Source organism: Ideonella sp., assembly GCF_041287625.1.
Classification (GTDB): Bacteria; Pseudomonadota; Gammaproteobacteria; order Burkholderiales; family Burkholderiaceae_C; genus Ideonella.
On the sequence record NZ_JBGGNH010000010.1, the window covers coordinates 27,878 to 46,905 of the forward strand.

Sequence of the window (19,028 nt, forward strand, 5' to 3'; positions counted from 1 at the left end):
GGAGGCAGAGTTTATATTGCGAGCCATGAGTTCGACACCCCAGGGATACCGCATCGCCGCAGCCACCGGGCTGCACAAAGGCGACCGAGCCTACCAACAGGACCAGGTTTTGGTGCTGCCCCACCCTCGCGTGCAGGGCTGCGCGCTTGGCCTGGTGGCCGACGGCATGGGTGGCAAGAGCGGCGGCCGCACGGCTGCCGACCAGGTCGTGATGACCGCCAAGCAGGTGTTCGACCGCTTCACGCCAGCCAGCCAGGACCCCGGGGAGATGCTGCGCCAGTTGGTCATCGAGTCGCACCTGATGATCAAGCTCACGGCCATCACCGCCGACGAAGAGCCGCACAGCACGATTGCCGCCTTCCTGTTCCTGCCCGACCGCAGCGCCTGGACGGTGCACGCCGGCGATTCCCGCGTCTACCACTTCCGTGGCGGCGACCTGGTGCGCCGCACGATCGACCACTCGTATGTGCAGCGGCTGATCGACGAAGGCAAGATCACCGAGGCCCAGGCCAACACACACCCGCAGTCCAACCTGCTGACCGGCTGCCTCGGCACCCAGCAGGACCCGCCGATCACGCTCACGCAGCTGGACAAGCTGGAACTGGGCGACACGCTGCTGGCCTGCAGCGACGGCCTGTGGCACTACCTCAGCCCGAAAGAGCTGGGTGCCATCGTCACCGCACTGCACCCGCGCGACGCCAGCGAGATGCTGGTCAGCAAGGCGCGCCAGCGCGCCCGCGGCATGGGCGACAACCTGTCGCTGGCGATGGTCCGCTTCGACCCCTTGACCTGATCCGATCAAACAGTGGCTGGCGCGTAGCGCAGCCGGCGCCGGGCCGCCCCAAGGCGGCTGCGCCAACCCGCTCGGCGGGTGGTCTCGGGTACCCGCGAGACCGGGTGCTCACGTCAACGACGTGTCGACGTTCCGGCGTTCCAGGGACAGGTATTCCTGCGAGCGCATCTCGTGCAGGCGCGAGACGGTGCGGGGGAATTCGTGGGCCAGCGGGCCTTCGTTGTAGAGGTCTTCGGCGGGCACCTCGGCCGAGATGATGAGCTTGACGCGGCGGTCGTACAGCACGTCGACCAGCCATGTGAAGCGGCGGGCTTCGGAGGCCAGCCGCGGCGGCATTTTCGGCACCCCCGAGAGCAGCACGGTATGGAACTGGGTGGCAAGTTCCAGGTAGTCGTTCTGCGAACGCGGGCCGCCGCACAGGGTCTGGAAATCGAACCAGACCACGCCGCCGGCCCGGCGCCTGGCCTTCAGTTCGCGATGCTCGATGTGCAGCAGCGGCGACTCATCCTTGGCCTCGGCCAGTTCCTCGAAGGTCTGCTTCATCGCCGCTTCGGCGGATGCGTCCAGTGGCGTGTGGTACAGCTCCACATGCTCCAGCGTGCGCTGCCGGTAGTCGGTGCCGGCGTCCACGTTGATGACTTCCAGCTTGTCCTTCAGCAGCTCGATAGCCGGCAGGATGCGGTCACGGTGCAGGCCGTTGGGGTACAGCTCATCGGGCTTGAAGTTCGAAGTGGTGACGATGGAAACCCGGTTCTCGAACAGCGACTCCAGCAGCCGGTGCAGGATCATCGCGTCGGTCACGTCGGCCACGTGGAACTCGTCGAAGCAGATCAGCCGGTAGCGGCGCGCAATGCGCTTGCCCAGCTCCTGCAGCGGGTTCTGCAGGCCTTTCAGGTCCTGCAATTCGCGGTGCACCTCGCGCATGAATTCGTGGAAGTGCAGCCGGGTCTTGCGGGTCAGCGGCACGGACTGGAAGAAGCAGTCCATCAGGAAGCTCTTGCCACGGCCCACGCCGCCGTACATGTAGACGCCGCGGGGGATGGGCGGGCGCACCAGCATCTTGGTCAGCGCATTGCTGCGCCGGCCTTTGTAGTCGGCCCATTCGTTCTCGCAGCGCTCCAGCGCGTCGATGGCGTGCAGCTGGGCTTCATCGGCGCGGAAGCCACGCTCTTCGAGCAATTGCGCATACAGCTGGCGAACAGTCATGGCGGGGACAACCGGAAGAAGGGGCAAGGATTGAAAAGGCCCGCCGGCCTGGGCAGGCGGGCGGGCCGGAGGCATGCGCGATCAGCGCTGCGAGCTCAGAAGTTCAGCGTGCGCTTGTCCACCGCCAGCGCGGCTTCCTTGGTCGCCTCGCTCAGCGACGGATGGGCATGGCAGATGCGCGCGATGTCCTCGGCCGAGGCCTTGAACTCCATCGCCACCACGGCTTCGGAGATCAGCTCCGAGGCCATCGGGCCAATGATGTGCACGCCCAGGATCTCGTCGGTCTTGGCGTCGGCCAGGAATTTGACGAAACCGGTCGTGTCGCCCAGCGCACGCGCCCGGCCATTGGCCAGGAACGGGAACTGGCCAGCCTTGTAGGCCACGCCATCGGCCTTCAGCTGCTGCTCGGTCTTGCCGACCCAGGCAATTTCCGGGCTGGTGTAGATCACCCACGGCACGGTGTTGAAGTTGACGTGGCCGTGCTGGCCGGCAATGCGCTCGGCCACGGCCACGCCCTCTTCTTCCGCCTTGTGCGCCAGCATCGGGCCGCGCACCACGTCGCCAATGGCCCAGACGCCCGGCAGGTTGGTCTTGCACTCGCCGTCGACCACGACCATGCCGCGCTCGTCCAGCTTCAGGCCCACAGCTTCCGGGTTCAGGCCGATGGTGTTGGCCACGCGGCCGATCGAGACAATCAGCTTGTCCACCACCAGCGACTGCTCGGCGCCCTTGGCATCGGTATAGGCCACGGTCACGCTGTCTGCGGCCTTGGTGACCGAGCTGATCTTCACGCCCAGCTCAATGTTCAGGTTCTGCTTCTTGAAGACCTTGGCGGCTTCCTTGGCCACACTCTCGTCGGCTGCGCCCAGGAAGGCAGGCAGCGCTTCGAGGATGGTCACCTCGGCGCCAAGGCGGCGCCAGACCGAGCCCATTTCCAGGCCGATCACGCCGGAGCCGATCACGCCCAGCTTTTTCGGCACGGCCGGAATGCGCAGCGCGCCGTCGTTGGACAGGATCAACGATTCATCGAACTCGGCACCCGGCAGCTGGCGCGGGTTGGAGCCGGTCGCGACGATCACATGCTTGGCCTGCAGCGACTCTTCCGCAGCGCCAGCGACCTTGATCTCGTAGCCGCCATCCTTGGCTGCGACGAACGAGCCGCGGCCGTGGAAGAAGCTGACCTTGTTCTTCTTGAACAGGTAGAGGATGCCGTCGTTGTTCTGCTTCACGACCGCGTCCTTGCGGCCGATCATCTTGGCGATGTCGATCTTCAGGTCGCTGACCGAGATGCCATGGTCTGCAAAGGCGTGGCCGGCATGGTCGAAGTGCTCGCTGGACTGCAGCAGCGCCTTGGACGGGATGCAACCGACGTTGGTGCAGGTGCCACCAGGCGCGGGGCCGCCCTTGTCGTTCTTCCACTCGTCGATGCAGGCCGTGTTGAAACCCAGCTGGGCTGCGCGGATCGCCGCGATGTAGCCGCCAGGGCCGCCGCCGATCACGACGACGTCGAATTGCTTGGACATTGAATGAGGTTCCTGTCAGGTCTTGGCAAAACGCCCCCGGCGCAAGCCTGGGGGCGTTGGATCGTTCCGGAGGAAGGCGATCAGATGTCGAACAAAAGACGCGCGGGATCTTCCAGCGCTTCCTTCATCGCGACCAGGCCCAGCACGGCTTCGCGGCCGTCGATGATGCGGTGATCGTAGGACATCGCCAGGTAGTTCATCGGGCGGATCACGATCTGGCCGTTCTCCACCACCGCGCGGTCCTTGGTCGCGTGCACGCCCAGGATGGCCGACTGCGGCGGGTTGATGATGGGCGTCGACAGCATGGAGCCGAAGGTGCCGCCATTGGAGATGGAGAAGGTGCCGCCGGTCAGTTCTTCCAGGCCCAGCTTGCCGTCCTTGGCCTTCTGGCCGAACAGCGCAATCGTCTTCTCGATCTCGGCGAAGGTCAGCTGGTCCGCATTGCGGATCACCGGCACGACCAGGCCGCGCGGCGAGCCAACGGCGATGCCGATGTCGAAGTAGCCGTGGTAAACGATGTCATTGCCGTCGACCGAAGCATTGATCACCGGGTACTTCTTCAGCGCATGCACCGCCGCCTTGACGAAGAAGCTCATGAAGCCCAGCTTGACGCCGTGTTCCTTCTCGAACTTCTCCTGGAACTTCTTGCGCATGTCCATCACCGGGGCCATGTTCACTTCGTTGAACGTGGTCAGGATGGCGTTGGTGGCCTGTGACTGCAGCAGGCGTTCGGCGATGCGGGCGCGCAGGCGCGACATCGGCACGCGCTGCTCGGCGCGCTCGCCCAGGTTCTGCTGAACCGGTGCGGCCACCGCGGGCAGCGGCTTGGCCACCGCCGCCGAAGCGGGCACGGCAACCGGTGCAGCCACGGGCTTGGCAGCGCCGCCAGCCACGGCGCCGAGCACGTCGCCCTTGGTGATGCGGCCGTCCTTGCCGGTGCCCGGCACCGAGCCTGCGGCCAAGTTGTTGTCGGCCATCAGCTTGGCGGCAGCAGGCATCGCCACGTCGGACTTGGAACCGCCGGCAGCGGGCGCCGGTGCAGATGCAGCGGCCGACGCAGGGGCTGCGGCGGCGGCGGCGGGCGCCGGTGCTGCGGCACTGGCCTGGCCTTCGGTGTCGATCTGGGCGATGACCTGGTCGGCCACCACGGTGCCGCCATCGGCCACCACCAGTGCCTTCAGCACGCCGGCGGAGGGCGCCGGTACTTCGAGCACGACCTTGTCGGTCTCGATCTCGATCAGGATTTCATCGATCGCCACGGCGTCGCCGGGCTTCTTCTTCCACTGCAGCAGGGTGGCCTCGGCCACTGACTCGGACAGCTGCGGAACCTTGACTTCTACGATTGCCATGATGTTGTTCGTTGGGTGCGGAGATGGGGTTGGTCACTGGATGCGACCTTCGCCAGCACCGCTGTGAGGCCGGCGCAGCAGGTGCCCTGAGGGCGGCACCTGCGCGTTGGCCTGGACTGTGTCTGAGGAGGTTGAGCCAGAACGGCTGGATGAGGTCTGTGGACGACAGGCTTATTTCGAGAGCACAAAGCCCTTGAGCTTGCCGAAAGCCTGATCCAGCAGCGCCTTGAGCTGTTCCTGGTGCAGGTGGGCGTAACCGACGGCCGGCGATGCCGAGGCCGGACGGCCGGCATAACCCAGCTTCTGGCCGTCGAGCATGTTCTCGTGGATGTAGTGCTGCACGAAGAACCAGGCGCCCTGGTTTTGCGGCTCGTCCTGGCACCACACGATTTCCGTCGCGTTGGGGTACTTCTTGATCTCGGTCGCAAAGGCCTTGTGCGGGAACGGATAGAGCTGCTCGACGCGCAGGATCACCGCGTCGGTGGCTTTCTTCTCTTCGCGCTTCTTGACCAGGTCGTAGTAGACCTTGCCCGAGCAGGCGATCACTCGCTTGACCTTGGCATTGTCGATGTCGGGGGCAGCGTCCGGGATGACCGTGCGGAATTCGCCCTTGGTGAACTCGGACAGCGGCGAGGTCGCTTCCTTGTTCCGCAGCAGCGACTTCGGCGTCATGATGATCAGCGGCTTGCGGAACTGCCGCACCATCTGCCGACGCAGCAGGTGGAAGATCTGGCTGGCCGTCGTCGGTTGCACCACCTGCATGTTGTTGTCGGCCGAGAGCTGCATGAAGCGCTCCAGGCGAGCCGAGCTGTGCTCCGGGCCCTGGCCTTCGTAGCCGTGCGGCAGCATCAGCACCAGGCCATTGGCGCGGCCCCACTTCACTTCGCCCGAGGCGATGAACTGGTCGATCACGACCTGCGCACCGTTGACGAAGTCGCCGAACTGGCCTTCCCAGATGGTCAGCGTGTTCGGCTCGGCCGCGGCGTAGCCGTACTCGAAGCCCAGCACCGCCTCTTCAGACAGGATGGAGTCGATGACGACAAACGGGGCCTGGTTGTCGGCCACGTTTTGCAGCGGGATGTAGATGCCTTCGTCGAAGCGCTCGCGGTTCTGGTCGTGCAGCACGGCATGGCGGTGCACGAAGGTGCCGCGGCCGCTGTCTTCGCCAGACAGGCGGATCGGGTAACCCGAAGCGACCAGCGATGCATAGGCCAGGTGCTCACCCATGCCCCAGTCGATGTTCACGTCGCCACGGCCCATGGCCGCGCGGTCGGCAATCACCTTTTCCACCAGCGGGTGCAGCTTGAAGTTGGAAGGAATGGTGGTGACCCGCTCGGCCAGGCGCTTGACCTCGGCCAGCGGCAGGGCCGTGTCGGCCGCGTCGGTCCACTTCTTGCCGAGGAAGGGCGACCAGTCGACGGCGTACTTGCTCTTGAAGTCGGTCAGCACCGGGTCCACCGTGTGCTTGCCGGCATCCATCGCGGCGCGGAAGGCCTTGACCATGTCGTCCGGGCCGGTGGCCGGCAACACGCCTTGCGCCACCAGCTTGTCGCCGAACAGCTTGCGCGTGCCCGGGTGCTTGGCGATGGTCTTGTACATCAGCGGCTGGGTCAGCGCAGGCGTGTCCTGCTCGTTGTGGCCCAGTTTGCGGAAGCAGATGATGTCGACGACCACGTCCTTCTTGAACTGCTGGCGGTAGTCCATCGCCAGCTGGGTGCACCAGACGACGGCGTCAGGATCGTCGCCGTTCACGTGCAGCACTGGCGCCTCGATCATCTTGACCACATCGGAGCAGTACAGCGTCGAGCGGGCGTCGCGCGGGTCGCTGGTCGTGAAACCGATCTGGTTGTTGATGACGATGTGCAGCGTGCCGCCGGTGTAATACCCGCGGGTTTGCGCCAGCGCCAACGTCTCCATCACCACGCCCTGGCCGGCAAAGGCCGCGTCGCCGTGCACCAGCACCGGCAGCACCTGGCTGCCTTCCTTGTCGCCGCGGCGGTCCATGCGGGCCTTGACCGAGCCTTCGACCACCGGGTTGACGATTTCCAGGTGAGACGGGTTGAACGACAGGCTCAGGTGGACCGGGCCGCCAGGCGTCGAAACGTCGCTGGAGAAGCCCTGGTGGTACTTGACGTCACCGGACGGCAGTTCTTCCGGCGCCGTGTGATCGAACTCGGAGAACAGGTCCTTGGGCGCCTTGCCCAGGGTGTTCACCAGCACATTCAGGCGGCCACGGTGGGCCATGCCGATGACGATTTCCTGCACGCCTTTTTCACCGGCGCGTTGCACCAGTTCGTCCATCGAGGCGATGAAGCTTTCACCGCCTTCCAGCGAGAAGCGCTTCTGGCCGACGTACTTGGTATGCAGGTAGCGTTCCAGGCCTTCGGCTGCGGTCAGGCGGTCGAGGATGTGGGTGCGCTTCTCGGAGCTGAAGCTGGGCTTGCTGCGCGCCGTTTCGAGGCGCTCATGCCACCACCGCTTTTCGGTCGGGTCGGTGCAGTGCATGATTTCCGAACCCACCGAGCCGCAATAGGTCTCGCGCAAGGCTTGCATGATCTCGCGCAGAGTCATGTGTTCAGCCTTGCTGAAATAGGTGTTCGTGGCGCTGAACGTGATGTCCATGTCGGACTCGCTCAGGTCATAGAACGCCGGCTCCAGCTCGGGAATCTTGGGCCGCTCGGTGCGCTTGAGCGGATCCAGGTCGGCCCAGCGGGAGCCGAGGAAGCGGTATGCGGAGATCAGCGACTGGACGTGCACCTGCTTGCGCGCGACGGCCAGGTCAGTCGAGCTGGCCTTGACGGCGAAAGCGTTCGACTTGGCGCGCTGCGCGAAGGACTCGATCACCGGCGCGTGGGGCACGTCGCGGCTGTCGGAACCGTCGGCTGCCGGCACGTTTTGCAACGCGTCGAAGTATTGGCGCCAGTTGTCGGGCACGGAGCCCGGATTGTCGAGGTAAGCCTCGTACATCTCTTCGACGTACGGCGCATTGCCTCCGAACAGGTACGAGTTCGCCCCGTATTGCTGCATCATGTTTCGCTCACCTTTCGCTCCGGTTTTCAGAGCTCCGATGGGTTGATCAACCTTCCGCGGCCCGGCTAGACCGTTTGGCGGATTGCGATCCGCCTTGCTGCCGTTGAAGCGACCAGCAAGGGGACACAGAAGGATCGTGTAAGAGGCGGCACTCTAACACCGTTGTTTTGACGTGGGTTAAGCAAAACTACGTGCAAAAAAACTATCTGGTACCGCTGGCAATCCCAAGCTTACTGCTGCGCAGCGAAAGTCACAGCCTCCATCGAGGGATAACAGCACTGGCAAAAAGGCGGTCATCGACGCTTCGCACAAATCGCCGCCATGGAAACTGCCGGCATGGTTTGTCCCTCCGTCCCCTCCCGGGTCCATCGTGTGATTCGCCTGGAATTGGCAGCCCCGCCAAAGCCGGCCATGGGCCAGACCTGCAACGGTTGCGGCGTCTGCTGCGCCTGGGCGCCCTGCCCGCTGGGCATGCTGGTGAGTGGCAAGCGCCAAGGCGCCTGCCGGGCCTTGCAGTGGCAGGCCGATGCCGGGCTTTACCGCTGCGGCATGGTGGCCGCGCCGCAGCAGGTGCTGCGCTGGTTGCCAGGCCCGGCAGCAAAACTGCTGAGCCGGCTCGCGCGGCGCTGGATTTCCGCGGCCAGCGGCTGCGACGCCAACCTGGCCGTCGCGCCGGGCTGAATTCAGCGCGCCAAGATCTGCAGGCGCGAACGCGCCGTGTCGTACTCGCGCTTCAGGCGGGCCACCAGATCGGCGGTCGGCTGCACCTTGTCGATCGCGCCAATGCCCTGGCCGCAACCCCAGATGTCCTTCCAGGCCTTCTTCGCATCGCCGCCGAAGTTCATCTTCGACGGGTCGCTTTCCGGCAGGTTAGCCGGGTCCAGGCCTGCCGCCACGATGGATGGCGCCAGGTAGTTGCCATGCACGCCTGTGAACAGGTTGCTGTAGACGATGTCGTCACTGCTGCCGTCGACGATGGCCTGCTTGTAGGCATCGGCCGCGCGCGCTTCATCGGTGGCAATGAAGGCAGAACCGATGTAGGCGAAGTCGGCGCCCATGGCCTGCGCAGCGAGGATGGCACCGCCCGAGGCAATGGCGCCAGACAGGGCCAGCGGGCCGTCGAACCACTGGCGGATTTCCTGGATCAACGCAAACGGGCTCTTCACGCCGGCATGGCCGCCGGCGCCCGCCGCCACGGCGACCAGGCCGTCCGCGCCCTTGTCGATTGCCTTGTGCGCAAAGGCGTTGTTGATGATGTCGTGCATCACCACGCCGCCCCAGCTGTGCACGGCGTCATTCACATCGGTGCGCGCGCCCAGCGAGGTGATGACGATGGGCACCTTGAACTTGGCGCACATCGCCATGTCGTGTTCCAGCCGGTCATTGCTCTTGTGCACGATCTGGTTGATCGCAAACGGCGCAGCGGGCTTGTCCGGGTTCGCGCGGTCGTAGGCGGCCAATGTCTCGGTGATCTCGGCCAGCCAGTCTTCCAGTTGCTCGGCCGGGCGCGCGTTGAGCGCCGGCATGGAGCCGACGACACCCGCCTTGCACTGCTCGATGACCAGCTTGGGGTTGGAGATGATGAACAGCGGCGAGCCGATGACCGGCAGCGACAGGTTCGCGAACACAGTGGGCAAAGCCATCAGAAGGCCTCCAGGGCAAGGGCGGTGACGGCGTCTGCGCCATCGACGATGCGATCGCGCAGGCCGGGCGCCTGGGTCAGGATGTGATCGGCGTAGAAGCGCGCGGTGGCGATCTTGGCGGCCATGAAGTCGGCGTCGGTGCCTGCGGCAAGGCCTGCTTCTGCGGCCAGCAGCGCGCGGCCCATCTGCCAGCCCGCCACCAGGTTGCCCGCCAGCATCAGGTAGTTGACGCTGCCAGCGAACACCGCGTTCGGGTTGCTGCGGGTGTGGGCCGCGACAAACTCGACCACCTGCAGGAAAGCCTCGCGCGCCGCCCCCAGTCGCTTGGCGAACGAGCGCGCTGCGGCGCTGTCCTGCTGGGCCAGTTGCTGTTCGGTCGCAGCGATCTGCACGGCGATGGCGCGCGCGGTGGCGCCACCGTCGCGCGCGGTCTTGCGGCCCACCAGGTCATTGGCCTGGATCGCCGTCGTGCCTTCGTAGATGGTCAGGATCTTGGCGTCGCGATAGTGCTGGGCCGCGCCGGTCTCTTCGATGAAGCCCATGCCGCCGTGCACCTGCACGCCCAGGCTGGCCACGTCGATGCTCATCTCGGTGGCATAGCCCTTGATCAGCGGCACCATGAATTCATAGAAGGCGGCATTCTGCTTGCGCACTTCCGCGTCAGGGTGCGCATGCGCAGCGTCCGAGGCTGCGGCCGCAACCAGCGCCATCGCGCGGCAGCCTTCGGTGTAGGCCCGCATCGTCATCAGCATGCGGCGCACGTCCGGGTGATGGATGATGGGCGCGGCGCCCGGCAGCGAACCGTCGACCGGGCGCGATTGCACGCGGTCGCGCGCATAGGCCACCGCGCGCTGGTAGGCGCGGTCGGCCACGCCAATGCCCTGCATGCCCACGCCAAAGCGGGCCGCGTTCATCATGATGAACATGTACTCCAGGCCACGGTTTTCCTGGCCGACCAGGTAACCGATGGCGCCACCGTTGTCGCCGTACTGCAGCACGGCCGTCGGGCTGGCCTTGATGCCCAGCTTGTGTTCGATGCTGACGCAGTGCACGTCATTGCGGGCACCCAGCGAACCGTCTGCATTCACCATGAACTTGGGCACGATGAACAGCGAGATGCCCTTCACGCCTTCAGGTGCGCCGGTCACACGGGCCAGCACCAGGTGGACGATGTTCTCGGCCATGTCGTGCTCACCCCAGGTGATGAAGATCTTGGTGCCGAAGACCTTGTAGCTGCCGTCCGCCTGCGGCTCGGCGCGGCTGCGCACCGCCGCCAGGTCCGAACCGGCCTGGGGCTCGGTCAGGTTCATCGTGCCGGTCCAGCTGCCGTCGATCAGCTTCGGGATGTAAGTGGCACGCTGTTCGTCGGTGCCCGCGGTCAGCAGGGCTTCGATGGCGCCATCGGTCAGCAACGGGCACAGCGCGAAGCTGGTGTTGGCCGCATTGGTCATCTCGATGCAGGCCGCGTGGATCAGCTTGGGCAGGCCCTGGCCGCCGAAGTCTGCCGGGTGATGCAGGCCTTGCCAGCCCCCTTGCGCGAACTGTTGAAAAGCCTGCTTGAAGCCCCTGGTGGCGTGCACCTCACCGCCTTCGAACCACGAGGGGTGAAGGTCACCCTCCCAGTTCAGCGGCGCGATCACGTCTTCATTGAGCTTGGCGCATTCCTCGAGTACCGCCTGGGCGGTGTCGAAGCCGGCCTCTTCGAAGCCGGGCAGCTGCGCCACGGCCTCGATGTTCGCGAGTTCCTTCAACGCGAACAACATGTCCTTCACAGGGGCGCGGTAGGTCATTGGGGCTTGTCTCCGGTCAGAAAAAAGGCGCCATCAAAGGCGCCTCTGGGCAAAGCAGCCAGTGCGTTCAGCACCGGCGAGCCCTGGGTCAAAGGGCCTTGATCAACTCAGGCACTGCAACGAACAGATCGGCTTCGAGCCCATAGTCCGCCACGCTGAAGATCGGCGCCTCCGGGTCCTTGTTGATCGCCACGATCACCTTGGAGTCCTTCATGCCGGCCAGGTGCTGGATGGCGCCGGAGATGCCGCAGGCGATGTACAGGCTGGGAGCCACGATCTTGCCGGTCTGGCCGACCTGCCAGTCGTTGGGGGCGTAGCCTGCGTCCACCGCGGCGCGGCTGGCGCCCAGTGCGGCGCCCAGCTTGTCTGCCAGCGGCGTCAGCACTTCGTTGAACTTGTCGCTGGAGCCCATCGCCCGGCCACCGGAGACGATGATCTTCGCGGCGGTGAGTTCTGGGCGATCGCTCTTGGTGACCTCGCGGCCAACGAATGTTGACTTGCCGTTCGGCGCGACGGCGGTGATGGCTTCGACCGCTGCCGAGCCGCCTGAGGCCGCGGCGTCAAAGCCGGTGCTGCGCACGGTGGCAACCTTGATGGCGTCGGCGGTCTGCACGGTGGCAATCGCGTTGCCGGCGTAGATCGGGCGCTCGAAGGTGTCGGCGCTGATCACCTTGGTGATGTCGCTCAGTTGGCCCACGTCCAGCTTGGCCGCCACGCGTGGGGCGACGTTCTTGCCATGTGCGGTGGCGGGGAAGAAGATGTGGCTGTAGCTTGAGGCGATGGTCAGGACTTGCGCGGCCACGTCTTCACCCAGCTGTTCGGCCAGGTGCGGCGCGTCGGCCTGCAGCACCTTGGCGACACCGGCGATTTGCGCGGCAGCCGTTGCTGCACCACCGGCATTGCTGCCGGCAATCAGCACGTGCACGTCGCCACCCACCTGCACGGCTGCGGTGACGGTGTTGAGGGTGGCGCCCTTGAGGCTGCCGTGGTCGTGTTCGGCAATGACAAGCGTCGTCATGGTCAGATCACCTTCGCTTCGTTCTTCAGCTTGTTCACCAGCGTTGCGACGTCTGGCACCTTCACGCCCGCGCCACGCTTGGGCGGCTCGGAGACTTTGAGGGTCTTGATGCGCGGCGTGACATCCACACCTAGGTCGGCCGGCTTGAGCACGTCGAGCTGCTTCTTCTTGGCCTTCATGATGTTGGGCAGCGTGACGTAGCGCGGCTCGTTCAGGCGCAGGTCGGTGGTGATGACGGCCGGCAACGAGAGCTTCAGCGTTTCCCCGCCGCCATCGACTTCGCGGGTGACCGAGACCGAGTCGGCCGTCAGTTCGACCTTGGAGGCGAAGGTCGCCTGCGGCAGGTCAGCGAGTGCGGCCAGCATCTGACCGGTCTGGTTGCAGTCGTCGTCGATGGCCTGCTTGCCCAGGATCACCAGGCCCGGCTGCTCCTTGTCGACCAGGGCCTTGAGCAGCTTGGCGACCGCCAGCGGCTGCAGTTCCTCGGTGGTCTCGACCAGGATCGCCCGGTCGGCGCCGATGGCCATCGCAGTGCGCAGGGTTTCCTGGCACTGGGTGACGCCACAGGACACGGCGATCACTTCGGTGACCAGACCCTTTTCCTTCAGGCGCACGGCCTCTTCGACGGCAATCTCGTCGAACGGGTTCATGCTCATCTTGACGTTGGCGATGTCCACGCCCGTGCCATCGCTTTTCACGCGGACCTTGACGTTGTAGTCCACCACCCGTTTCACGGGGACGAGTACCTTCATATCGCGTTGCTCCTGTCGGATCTGCCGGTTTGATTGACGTTTACGTAAACGGGAAATTCTAGGGCGGCGCAGGTGGCACGCCATTGGGAACTGCATCAGCGCAAACTTCAGCGCCGCGCCCGATAAAACGAACGATCGTGCTATTTTAGACACAAGCCCGGCAAAAGCCAAAGCCCTCCAGCGAACAGATTGCAGACTGCCGGTCACGCCAGAACAGGGCTTGCGCCCTGCCCGCTAGACTTGCGACCTTCATGATTCATCCTGCTACAAACAGCCCGTTGATCGGCGTTTTTGACTCCGGCGTGGGTGGCCTGTCGGTGCTGCGTGCACTGCACCAATGCCAATCCGCACCGCCGCTGCTCTACACCGCGGACTCGGGCCACGCGCCCTACGGCGACCGCAATCCGGCCCATGTCATCGAACGCTCACTGAAGGTCACGCAACACCTGATCAACCAAGGCGCAGACTTGATCGTCATCGCTTGCAACACCGCAACCGCCTGGGCGATCGACACGCTGCGCGAGCAGCACCCGGGCCTGGACTTGGTGGGGGTAGAACCGGGCGTGAAACCCGGCGTGGCGATGAGCCGCAACCGCAGGGTCGGCGTGATGGCCACGCCGTCGACGCTGGCCAGCGAACGCTTTGCCAGCTTGCTGGCCCGCCATGCGAACGACTGCAAGATCACCGGGGTGGGTTGCCGCGGCTTGGCGGCCGCCATCGAGCAAGGCGAAGCCGCCCATGAACAGGTGGACCAGTTGCTGGACCTCTACTGCGCGCAACTGCGCCAGGCCGAGGTCGACACTGCCGTGCTCGGCTGCACGCACTATCCGTTTGTGGCCGAGCGCATTGCGCGGCGGCTCGGCCCGGAAGTGCAATTGCTGGACACGGCGGACGCCGTTGCCCGACAGGCTTTGCACCTCTGGGCCGTGCGTCATCCTGAGCCCTTCGCAAGGCCCTCAAGCAGTCACGAAAAAGGCCAGGTGCGGCTTCAATCGACTGGAGACGCCACGGTGCTGGCCCGACTTGCGCGGGAGCAGCTGGGGCTGCTGGCGCCGGTCGAAACCATCGCGCTCTGAACGCGCGGAAAGCAGCTGCGACGGCATGGTGCCCGGAACGGGAATCGAACCCGTATGCCTTTTACGGCGGCGGATTTTAAGTCCGCTGCGTCTACCGATTTCGCCATCCGGGCAGCGCGCCGAATTATCGCGGGCGCGATTGGCGCCGCTGAAGCCGCACCAATAAAAAAGCCGCTGCAGTGAGGCAACGGCTTTTCAGATCTGGAGCGGGAAACGAGACTCGAACTCGCGACCTCAACCTTGGCAAGGTTGCGCTCTACCAACTGAGCTATTCCCGCATGGGATACCAGACTTTTGCCTGATGCCGGAGGCGCCATGAAGCACCACCGTTTGGTATTTGGAGCGGGAAACGAGACTCGAACTCGCGACCTCAACCTTGGCAAGGTTGCGCTCTACCAACTGAGCTATTCCCGCATTGCTTCCGTGACTGGAGGCGCGATCCAGAGTCGAACTGGACTAGACGGATTTGCAATCCGTTGCATAACCGCTTTGCTATCGCGCCTTCGATTCACCGAAGGTGAGTGTACTTTCAAAGAACCCTGCGACCCGCTGACGAAAAAGGGAAGCCTGGGCTTCCCTTTCATCAAGGAAATCTGGAGCGGGAAACGAGACTCGAACTCGCGACCTCAACCTTGGCAAGGTTGCGCTCTACCAACTGAGCTATTCCCGCAAGGGTTCCTTTCGGAACACTGCTTTCCCTGATGCCAGCAAGCGGTTGGTGCCGCACTGCTTTGATCTGCTACGCTGATTTCTCTGCGCCGCGCTCCGTATCAAGGAAGCTCTTATTGTAGGAGCGTTTTCGCAATTTTGGCAAGGCCCGCAAAATTTTCCGATGCGGTCTGCGGCAAGTCACCTGGCCCACAAAAAGGGCCGAACCCTGCGGCCCAGCCCTCTTGTTTTGAACCAGCGGTTCGCAGAGAGCAAACCGTTGGTCGTATCGCTCGCGGTCAGTGCGGCAGCGTGTCGGTGCTGGTCACGGCAGCACCATCCTTGGAAGCCGCAGGCGTGGCCGCCACTGGCTCCTCATCTGGCAAAGGTGTAGGCGCCCGCTCCAACGCCACTTCCAGCACCTTGTCGATCCAGCGGACCGGCACGATTTCCAGGTGGCTCTTCACGTTGTCCGGGATGTCCTGCAGGTCCTTGACGTTCTCTTCAGGAATCATCACCAGCTTGATGCCACCACGGTGGGCTGCCAGCAGTTTCTCCTTCAGGCCGCCAATCGCCGTGACCTCGCCGCGCAGCGTGATCTCGCCGGTCATCGCCACGTCGGCGCGCACCGGAATGCCGGTCAGCGCCGAGACGAAAGCCGTCGTCATCGCCGCACCCGCGCTCGGGCCGTCCTTCGGGGTCGCCCCGTCCGGCACGTGCACGTGCACATCGCGCTTCTCGAACAGTTCGTCCTTGATGCCCAGCCGGCGGGCGCGGCTGCGCACCACCGTGCGGGCAGCCTCGACCGACTCCTTCATCACATCGCCCAGCGAACCGGTGCGGATGATGTTGCCCTTGCCCGGCATCGCGGTGGCCTCAATGGTCAGCAGATCGCCGCCCACTTCGGTCCAGGCCAAACCGACGACCTGGCCGACCTGGTTGGTCTTCTCGGCACGACCGAAGTCGTACTTGCGAACACCCAGGAAGTCATGCAGGTTCTCGTCGGTGACCACCACCTTCCCACTGTAAGTCTTGAGCTGCATGCCCTTGACCACCTTGCGGCAGATCTTCGAGATCTCGCGCTCCAGCGAGCGCACGCCCGCTTCCCGCGTGTAGTAACGGATGATGCCGCGGATGGCCGACTCGGCGACTTCCATCTCCTCGTCCTTCACGCCGTTGTTCTTGGCCTGCTTGGGCAACAAGTACTTCTGCGCAATGTGCAGCTTCTCGTCTTCGGTGTAACCCGACAGGCGGATCACTTCCATCCGGTCCAGCAGCGCTGGCGGAATGTTCATCGAGTTCGAGGTCGCCACGAACATCACATCCGACAGGTCGAAGTCGACCTCGATGTAATGGTCGCCGAAGGTGTGGTTCTGCTCAGGGTCCAGCACTTCGAGCAGCGCCGAAGACGGGTCGCCACGGAAGTCCATGCCGAGCTTGTCGATTTCATCGAGCAGGAACAGCGGATTGCGCGTGCCGACCTTGGACAGGCTTTGCAGCACCTTGCCCGGCATCGAGCCGATGTAGGTGCGGCGATGCCCGCGGATCTCGGCCTCGTCGCGCACGCCGCCCAGCGCCATGCGGACGAACTTGCGGCCAGTGGCACGTGCCACCGACTGCCCGAGCGAGGTCTTGCCCACGCCAGGAGGTCCAACCAGGCACAGGATGGGCGCCTTGACCTTCTCGACACGCTGTTGCACCGCGAGATATTCAAGGATGCGATCCTTGACCTTCTCCAGGCCGTAGTGATCCTCGTTCAACACTTCCTCGGCATTGCCCAGGTCGTGCTTGATCTTGGTCTTCTTGCTCCACGGCAGGCCGATCAGCGTGTCCAGGTAGTTGCGCACCACCGTGGCTTCGGCCGACATCGGCGACATCAGCTTGAGCTTCTTCAGCTCGGCATCTGCCTTCTTGCGCGCTTCCTTGGGCATGCGCGCAGCCGTGATCTTCTTTTCCAACTCTTCCAGGTCGGCGCCTTCTTCACCGTCGCCGAGTTCCTTCTGGATCGCCTTGACCTGCTCGTTCAGGTAGTACTCGCGCTGGCTCTTTTCCATCTGGCGCTTGACGCGACCACGGATGCGCTTTTCGACCTGCAGGATGTCAACTTCATGTTCGAGCAGCTCCAGCAGCTTTTCCAGCCGCTTGGCCACGTCGAACAGGTCCAGCACCGACTGCTTGGCTTCCAGCTTCAGCGGCAGGTGCGCGGCAATCGTGTCGGCCAGGCGGCCCGGATCGTCGATGCCGGCGATCGAGGTCAGGATCTCCGGCGGGATCTTCTTGTTGAGCTTGACGTACTGGTCGAACTGCTGCGTCACCGCACGGCGCAGCGCCTCGACTTCGGGCGAGGCCTCACCAGCCGGCTCGATCGGCATGACCTCGGCGGAGAAATGCTCCTCGCCATCGGTCACTTCGCGGGTGTTGGCGCGCTGCACGCCCTCGACCAACACCTTCACGGTGCCGTCCGGCAGCTTCAGCATTTGCAGGATGCTGGAAATGCAACCCACATCGAACAGGTCTTCGGCCCGCGGTTCGTCCTTGCCTGCCGCCTTCTGGGCGACCAGCATGATCTGCCGACCGGCTTCCATCGCGGCTTCCAGGGCCTTGATCGACTTCGGACGGCCAACGAACAGCGGGATGACCATGTGGGGGAACACCACCACGTCGCGCAGCGGGAGCAGCGGCAACGTGATCGGTTCCGAGGGAAGGATGGGATGTCCTGACATGGAATGCCTCACTTTCTCGAACCCACATGGGGCTCGAGGGTTTGTTTGCAAGGAGCCGGGCTCATCAGGCGGGGCCCGGCGGTGAGCGGCTGCGCTCTCAGGCGCTGGCCTTGGCCTGTTCGCGGTAGACCAACAGCGGTTTGCCGCCTTCTTCGATGATGTGCTCGTCGACCACCACCTTGGCCACGCCGTCCAGCGTGGGCAGGTCGAACATGGTGTCGATCAGCGATTGCTCCATGATGGACCGCAGGCCGCGCGCGCCGGTCTTGCGGGCCAGCGCCTTGCGGGCGATGGCGGCCAGCGCGGACGGGCGAATCTCCAGTTCCACGCCGTCCATCGAGAACAGCTTCTGGTATTGCTTCAGCAGCGCATTCTTCGGTTCGACCAGGATCTGCATCAGCGCTTCTTCGGTCAATTCGCCCAGCGTGGCGACCACCGGCAGGCGACCGACCAACTCCGGGATCAGGCCGAAGCGCACCAGATCTTCCGGCTCGGCGTCGCGGAACACTTCGGAGACCTTCTTCTCGGTCTTGCTGTGCACCGTGGCACCAAAGCCGATGCCTGACTTCTCGGTGCGGCGCTGGATGACCTTTTCCAGGCCATCGAATGCGCCGCCGCAGATGAACAGGATGTTGGTCGTGTCGATCTGCAGGAAGTCCTGGTTCGGGTGCTTGCGCCCGCCTTGAGGCGGCACCGAAGCCATCGTGCCTTCGACCAGCTTCAGCAGTGCCTGCTGAACGCCTTCGCCGGACACGTCGCGTGTGATCGACGGGTTGTCGGCCTTGCGCGAAATCTTGTCGATTTCGTCGATGTAGACAATGCCGCGCTGCGCACGCTCGACGTCGTAGTTGCAGTTCTGCAGCAGCTTCTGGATGATGTTCTCGACGTCCTCGCCCACGTAGCCGGCTTCGGTCAGCGTGGTGGCATCGGCGATCACGAAGGGCACGTTGAGCAGGCGCGCCAGCGTCTGCGCCAGCAGGGTCTTGCCGGAGCCCGTCGGGCCGATCAGCAGGATGTTGCTCTTGGAGAGTTCGACCTCGTCCTTCGAGGCACCCATGTGCTTCAGGCGCTTGTAGTGGTTGTAGACGGCCACCGCCAGGATGCGCTTGGCGGCGTCCTGGCCGATCACGTATTGATCAAGGCTGCTCTTGATCTCCATCGGCACCGGCAGGTCCGACTTGGCAGTCTTGCCGGGCGCAGTCTCCGCAGGGACCTCGTCGCGGATGATGTCGTTGCACAGTTCGATGCATTCATCGCAGATGAATACCGAAGGACCGGCGATGAGCTTCTTGACCTCGTGCTGGCTTTTTCCGCAGAAAGAGCAGTAGAGGACCTTCTCGCCGGAGGCGCCTTTCTTGTCGGGCATGGATGTCAGAGCCTGGGCTGTGCTGAAAAAAGCGTAGGGGGATGATAGAACAACTGGCAGAACCCCTCCCGGCGGGAAAAGCACCGGTTTCCAGGGGTTCCAACGGCTTCA

13 protein-coding genes and 5 tRNA genes are annotated in these 19,028 nt (G+C 64.3%); 3 read left to right on the plus strand and 15 right to left on the minus strand.

The window, feature by feature from the left end; genetic code table 11:
• The first annotated feature begins 25 nt into the window (after positions 1-25).
• On the plus strand, positions 26-793 hold the full coding sequence (locus ACAH41_RS02265) for a PP2C family serine/threonine-protein phosphatase (RefSeq protein WP_325648785.1): 768 nt from the start codon (positions 26-28) through the stop codon (positions 791-793).
• Between the two features lie 108 nt (positions 794-901).
• On the opposite strand, the gene zapE is transcribed toward ACAH41_RS02265, so the two are convergent.
• The 4 genes from zapE to ACAH41_RS02285 all read right to left on the minus strand — a co-directional run bounded on the left by zapE (position 902) and on the right by ACAH41_RS02285 (position 7,901).
• Positions 902-1,999 carry a cell division protein ZapE gene (zapE, locus tag ACAH41_RS02270; protein WP_325648787.1) on the minus strand — a complete coding sequence of 366 codons (1,098 nt, stop codon included), beginning with the start codon at positions 1,997-1,999 and terminating at the stop codon, positions 902-904.
• Positions 2,000-2,094: 95 nt separating this feature from the next.
• The gene (gene lpdA, locus ACAH41_RS02275; RefSeq protein ID WP_325648789.1) at positions 2,095-3,522 is read right to left on the minus strand and encodes a dihydrolipoyl dehydrogenase; all 1,428 of its coding nucleotides are present in this window, start codon (positions 3,520-3,522) and stop codon (positions 2,095-2,097) included.
• Between the two features lie 80 nt (positions 3,523-3,602).
• Complete coding sequence (gene odhB, locus ACAH41_RS02280; protein ID WP_325648790.1) at positions 3,603-4,871, minus strand: 2-oxoglutarate dehydrogenase complex dihydrolipoyllysine-residue succinyltransferase; 1,269 nt, start codon at positions 4,869-4,871, stop codon at positions 3,603-3,605.
• A 171-nt stretch (positions 4,872-5,042) separates the two neighbouring features.
• Positions 5,043-7,901, minus strand: a complete 2,859-nt coding sequence (locus ACAH41_RS02285) for a 2-oxoglutarate dehydrogenase E1 component (RefSeq protein ID WP_325648791.1) — start codon at positions 7,899-7,901, stop codon at positions 5,043-5,045.
• A gap of 411 nt (positions 7,902-8,312) precedes the next feature.
• Between ACAH41_RS02285 and ACAH41_RS02290 the strand changes: the two genes are divergently transcribed.
• Positions 8,313-8,582, plus strand: a complete 270-nt coding sequence (locus ACAH41_RS02290) for a hypothetical protein (RefSeq protein ID WP_325648792.1) — start codon at positions 8,313-8,315, stop codon at positions 8,580-8,582.
• Between the two features lie 2 nt (positions 8,583-8,584).
• Here the strand turns inward: ACAH41_RS02290 and ACAH41_RS02295 are convergent, their stop codons facing one another.
• From ACAH41_RS02295 to ACAH41_RS02310, 4 genes are all read right to left on the minus strand, one after another.
• Positions 8,585-9,544 carry a nitronate monooxygenase family protein gene (locus ACAH41_RS02295; RefSeq protein WP_325648794.1) on the minus strand — a complete coding sequence of 320 codons (960 nt, stop codon included), beginning with the start codon at positions 9,542-9,544 and terminating at the stop codon, positions 8,585-8,587.
• Positions 9,544-11,334, minus strand: a complete 1,791-nt coding sequence (locus ACAH41_RS02300; protein WP_325648796.1) for an acyl-CoA dehydrogenase — start codon at positions 11,332-11,334, stop codon at positions 9,544-9,546. Before ACAH41_RS02300 ends, ACAH41_RS02295 begins: the two co-directional genes overlap by 1 nt.
• An 88-nt stretch (positions 11,335-11,422) precedes the next feature.
• Positions 11,423-12,352: an FAD-binding protein gene (locus ACAH41_RS02305; protein ID WP_325648797.1), complete on the minus strand. Its 930-nt coding sequence runs from the start codon at positions 12,350-12,352 to the stop codon at positions 11,423-11,425.
• Positions 12,353-12,354: 2 nt separating this feature from the next.
• Positions 12,355-13,104 (minus strand): electron transfer flavoprotein subunit beta/FixA family protein, encoded by a 750-nt coding sequence (locus ACAH41_RS02310; protein WP_325648799.1) that lies wholly within the window; start codon positions 13,102-13,104, stop codon positions 12,355-12,357.
• Positions 13,105-13,382: 278 nt separating this feature from the next.
• Between ACAH41_RS02310 and murI the strand changes: the two genes are divergently transcribed.
• The gene (murI, locus tag ACAH41_RS02315; protein ID WP_325648801.1) at positions 13,383-14,180 is read left to right on the plus strand and encodes a glutamate racemase; all 798 of its coding nucleotides are present in this window, start codon (positions 13,383-13,385) and stop codon (positions 14,178-14,180) included.
• A gap of 26 nt (positions 14,181-14,206) precedes the next feature.
• On the opposite strand, the gene ACAH41_RS02320 is transcribed toward murI, so the two are convergent.
• From ACAH41_RS02320 to clpX, 7 genes are all read right to left on the minus strand, one after another.
• Positions 14,207-14,293: transfer RNA gene (locus ACAH41_RS02320), tRNA-Leu, on the minus strand.
• Between the two features lie 89 nt (positions 14,294-14,382).
• Positions 14,383-14,458, minus strand: a tRNA-Gly gene (locus ACAH41_RS02325).
• A 60-nt stretch (positions 14,459-14,518) separates the two neighbouring features.
• Positions 14,519-14,594: transfer RNA gene (locus tag ACAH41_RS02330), tRNA-Gly, on the minus strand.
• 14 nt (positions 14,595-14,608) lie between these two features.
• Positions 14,609-14,682, minus strand: a tRNA-Cys gene (locus tag ACAH41_RS02335).
• Positions 14,683-14,774: 92 nt separating this feature from the next.
• Positions 14,775-14,850: transfer RNA gene (locus ACAH41_RS02340), tRNA-Gly, on the minus strand.
• Positions 14,851-15,127: 277 nt separating this feature from the next.
• Positions 15,128-17,551 carry an endopeptidase La gene (gene lon, locus ACAH41_RS02345; RefSeq protein ID WP_325648802.1) on the minus strand — a complete coding sequence of 808 codons (2,424 nt, stop codon included), beginning with the start codon at positions 17,549-17,551 and terminating at the stop codon, positions 15,128-15,130.
• A gap of 97 nt (positions 17,552-17,648) precedes the next feature.
• On the minus strand, positions 17,649-18,917 hold the full coding sequence (clpX, locus tag ACAH41_RS02350; protein WP_325648803.1) for an ATP-dependent Clp protease ATP-binding subunit ClpX: 1,269 nt from the start codon (positions 18,915-18,917) through the stop codon (positions 17,649-17,651).
• Positions 18,918-19,028 lie beyond the last annotated feature (111 nt).

Bases quoted from the DNA above. Each gene is read 5' to 3' on its own strand.
- ACAH41_RS02265 (WP_325648785.1), top strand. From the start codon at position 26: ATGAGTTCGACACCCCAGGGATACCGCATCGCCGCAGCCACCGGGCTG.
- zapE (WP_325648787.1), bottom strand. From the start codon at position 1,999: ATGACTGTTCGCCAGCTGTATGCGCAATTGCTCGAAGAGCGTGGCTTC.
- lpdA (WP_325648789.1), bottom strand. From the start codon at position 3,522: ATGTCCAAGCAATTCGACGTCGTCGTGATCGGCGGCGGCCCTGGCGGC.
- odhB (WP_325648790.1), bottom strand. From the start codon at position 4,871: ATGGCAATCGTAGAAGTCAAGGTTCCGCAGCTGTCCGAGTCAGTGGCC.
- ACAH41_RS02285 (WP_325648791.1), bottom strand. From the start codon at position 7,901: ATGATGCAGCAATACGGGGCGAACTCGTACCTGTTCGGAGGCAATGCG.
- ACAH41_RS02290 (WP_325648792.1), top strand. From the start codon at position 8,313: ATGGGCCAGACCTGCAACGGTTGCGGCGTCTGCTGCGCCTGGGCGCCC.
- ACAH41_RS02295 (WP_325648794.1), bottom strand. From the start codon at position 9,544: ATGGCTTTGCCCACTGTGTTCGCGAACCTGTCGCTGCCGGTCATCGGC.
- ACAH41_RS02300 (WP_325648796.1), bottom strand. From the start codon at position 11,334: ATGACCTACCGCGCCCCTGTGAAGGACATGTTGTTCGCGTTGAAGGAA.
- ACAH41_RS02305 (WP_325648797.1), bottom strand. From the start codon at position 12,352: ATGACGACGCTTGTCATTGCCGAACACGACCACGGCAGCCTCAAGGGC.
- ACAH41_RS02310 (WP_325648799.1), bottom strand. From the start codon at position 13,104: ATGAAGGTACTCGTCCCCGTGAAACGGGTGGTGGACTACAACGTCAAG.
- lon (WP_325648802.1), bottom strand. From the start codon at position 17,551: ATGTCAGGACATCCCATCCTTCCCTCGGAACCGATCACGTTGCCGCTG.
- clpX (WP_325648803.1), bottom strand. From the start codon at position 18,917: ATGCCCGACAAGAAAGGCGCCTCCGGCGAGAAGGTCCTCTACTGCTCT.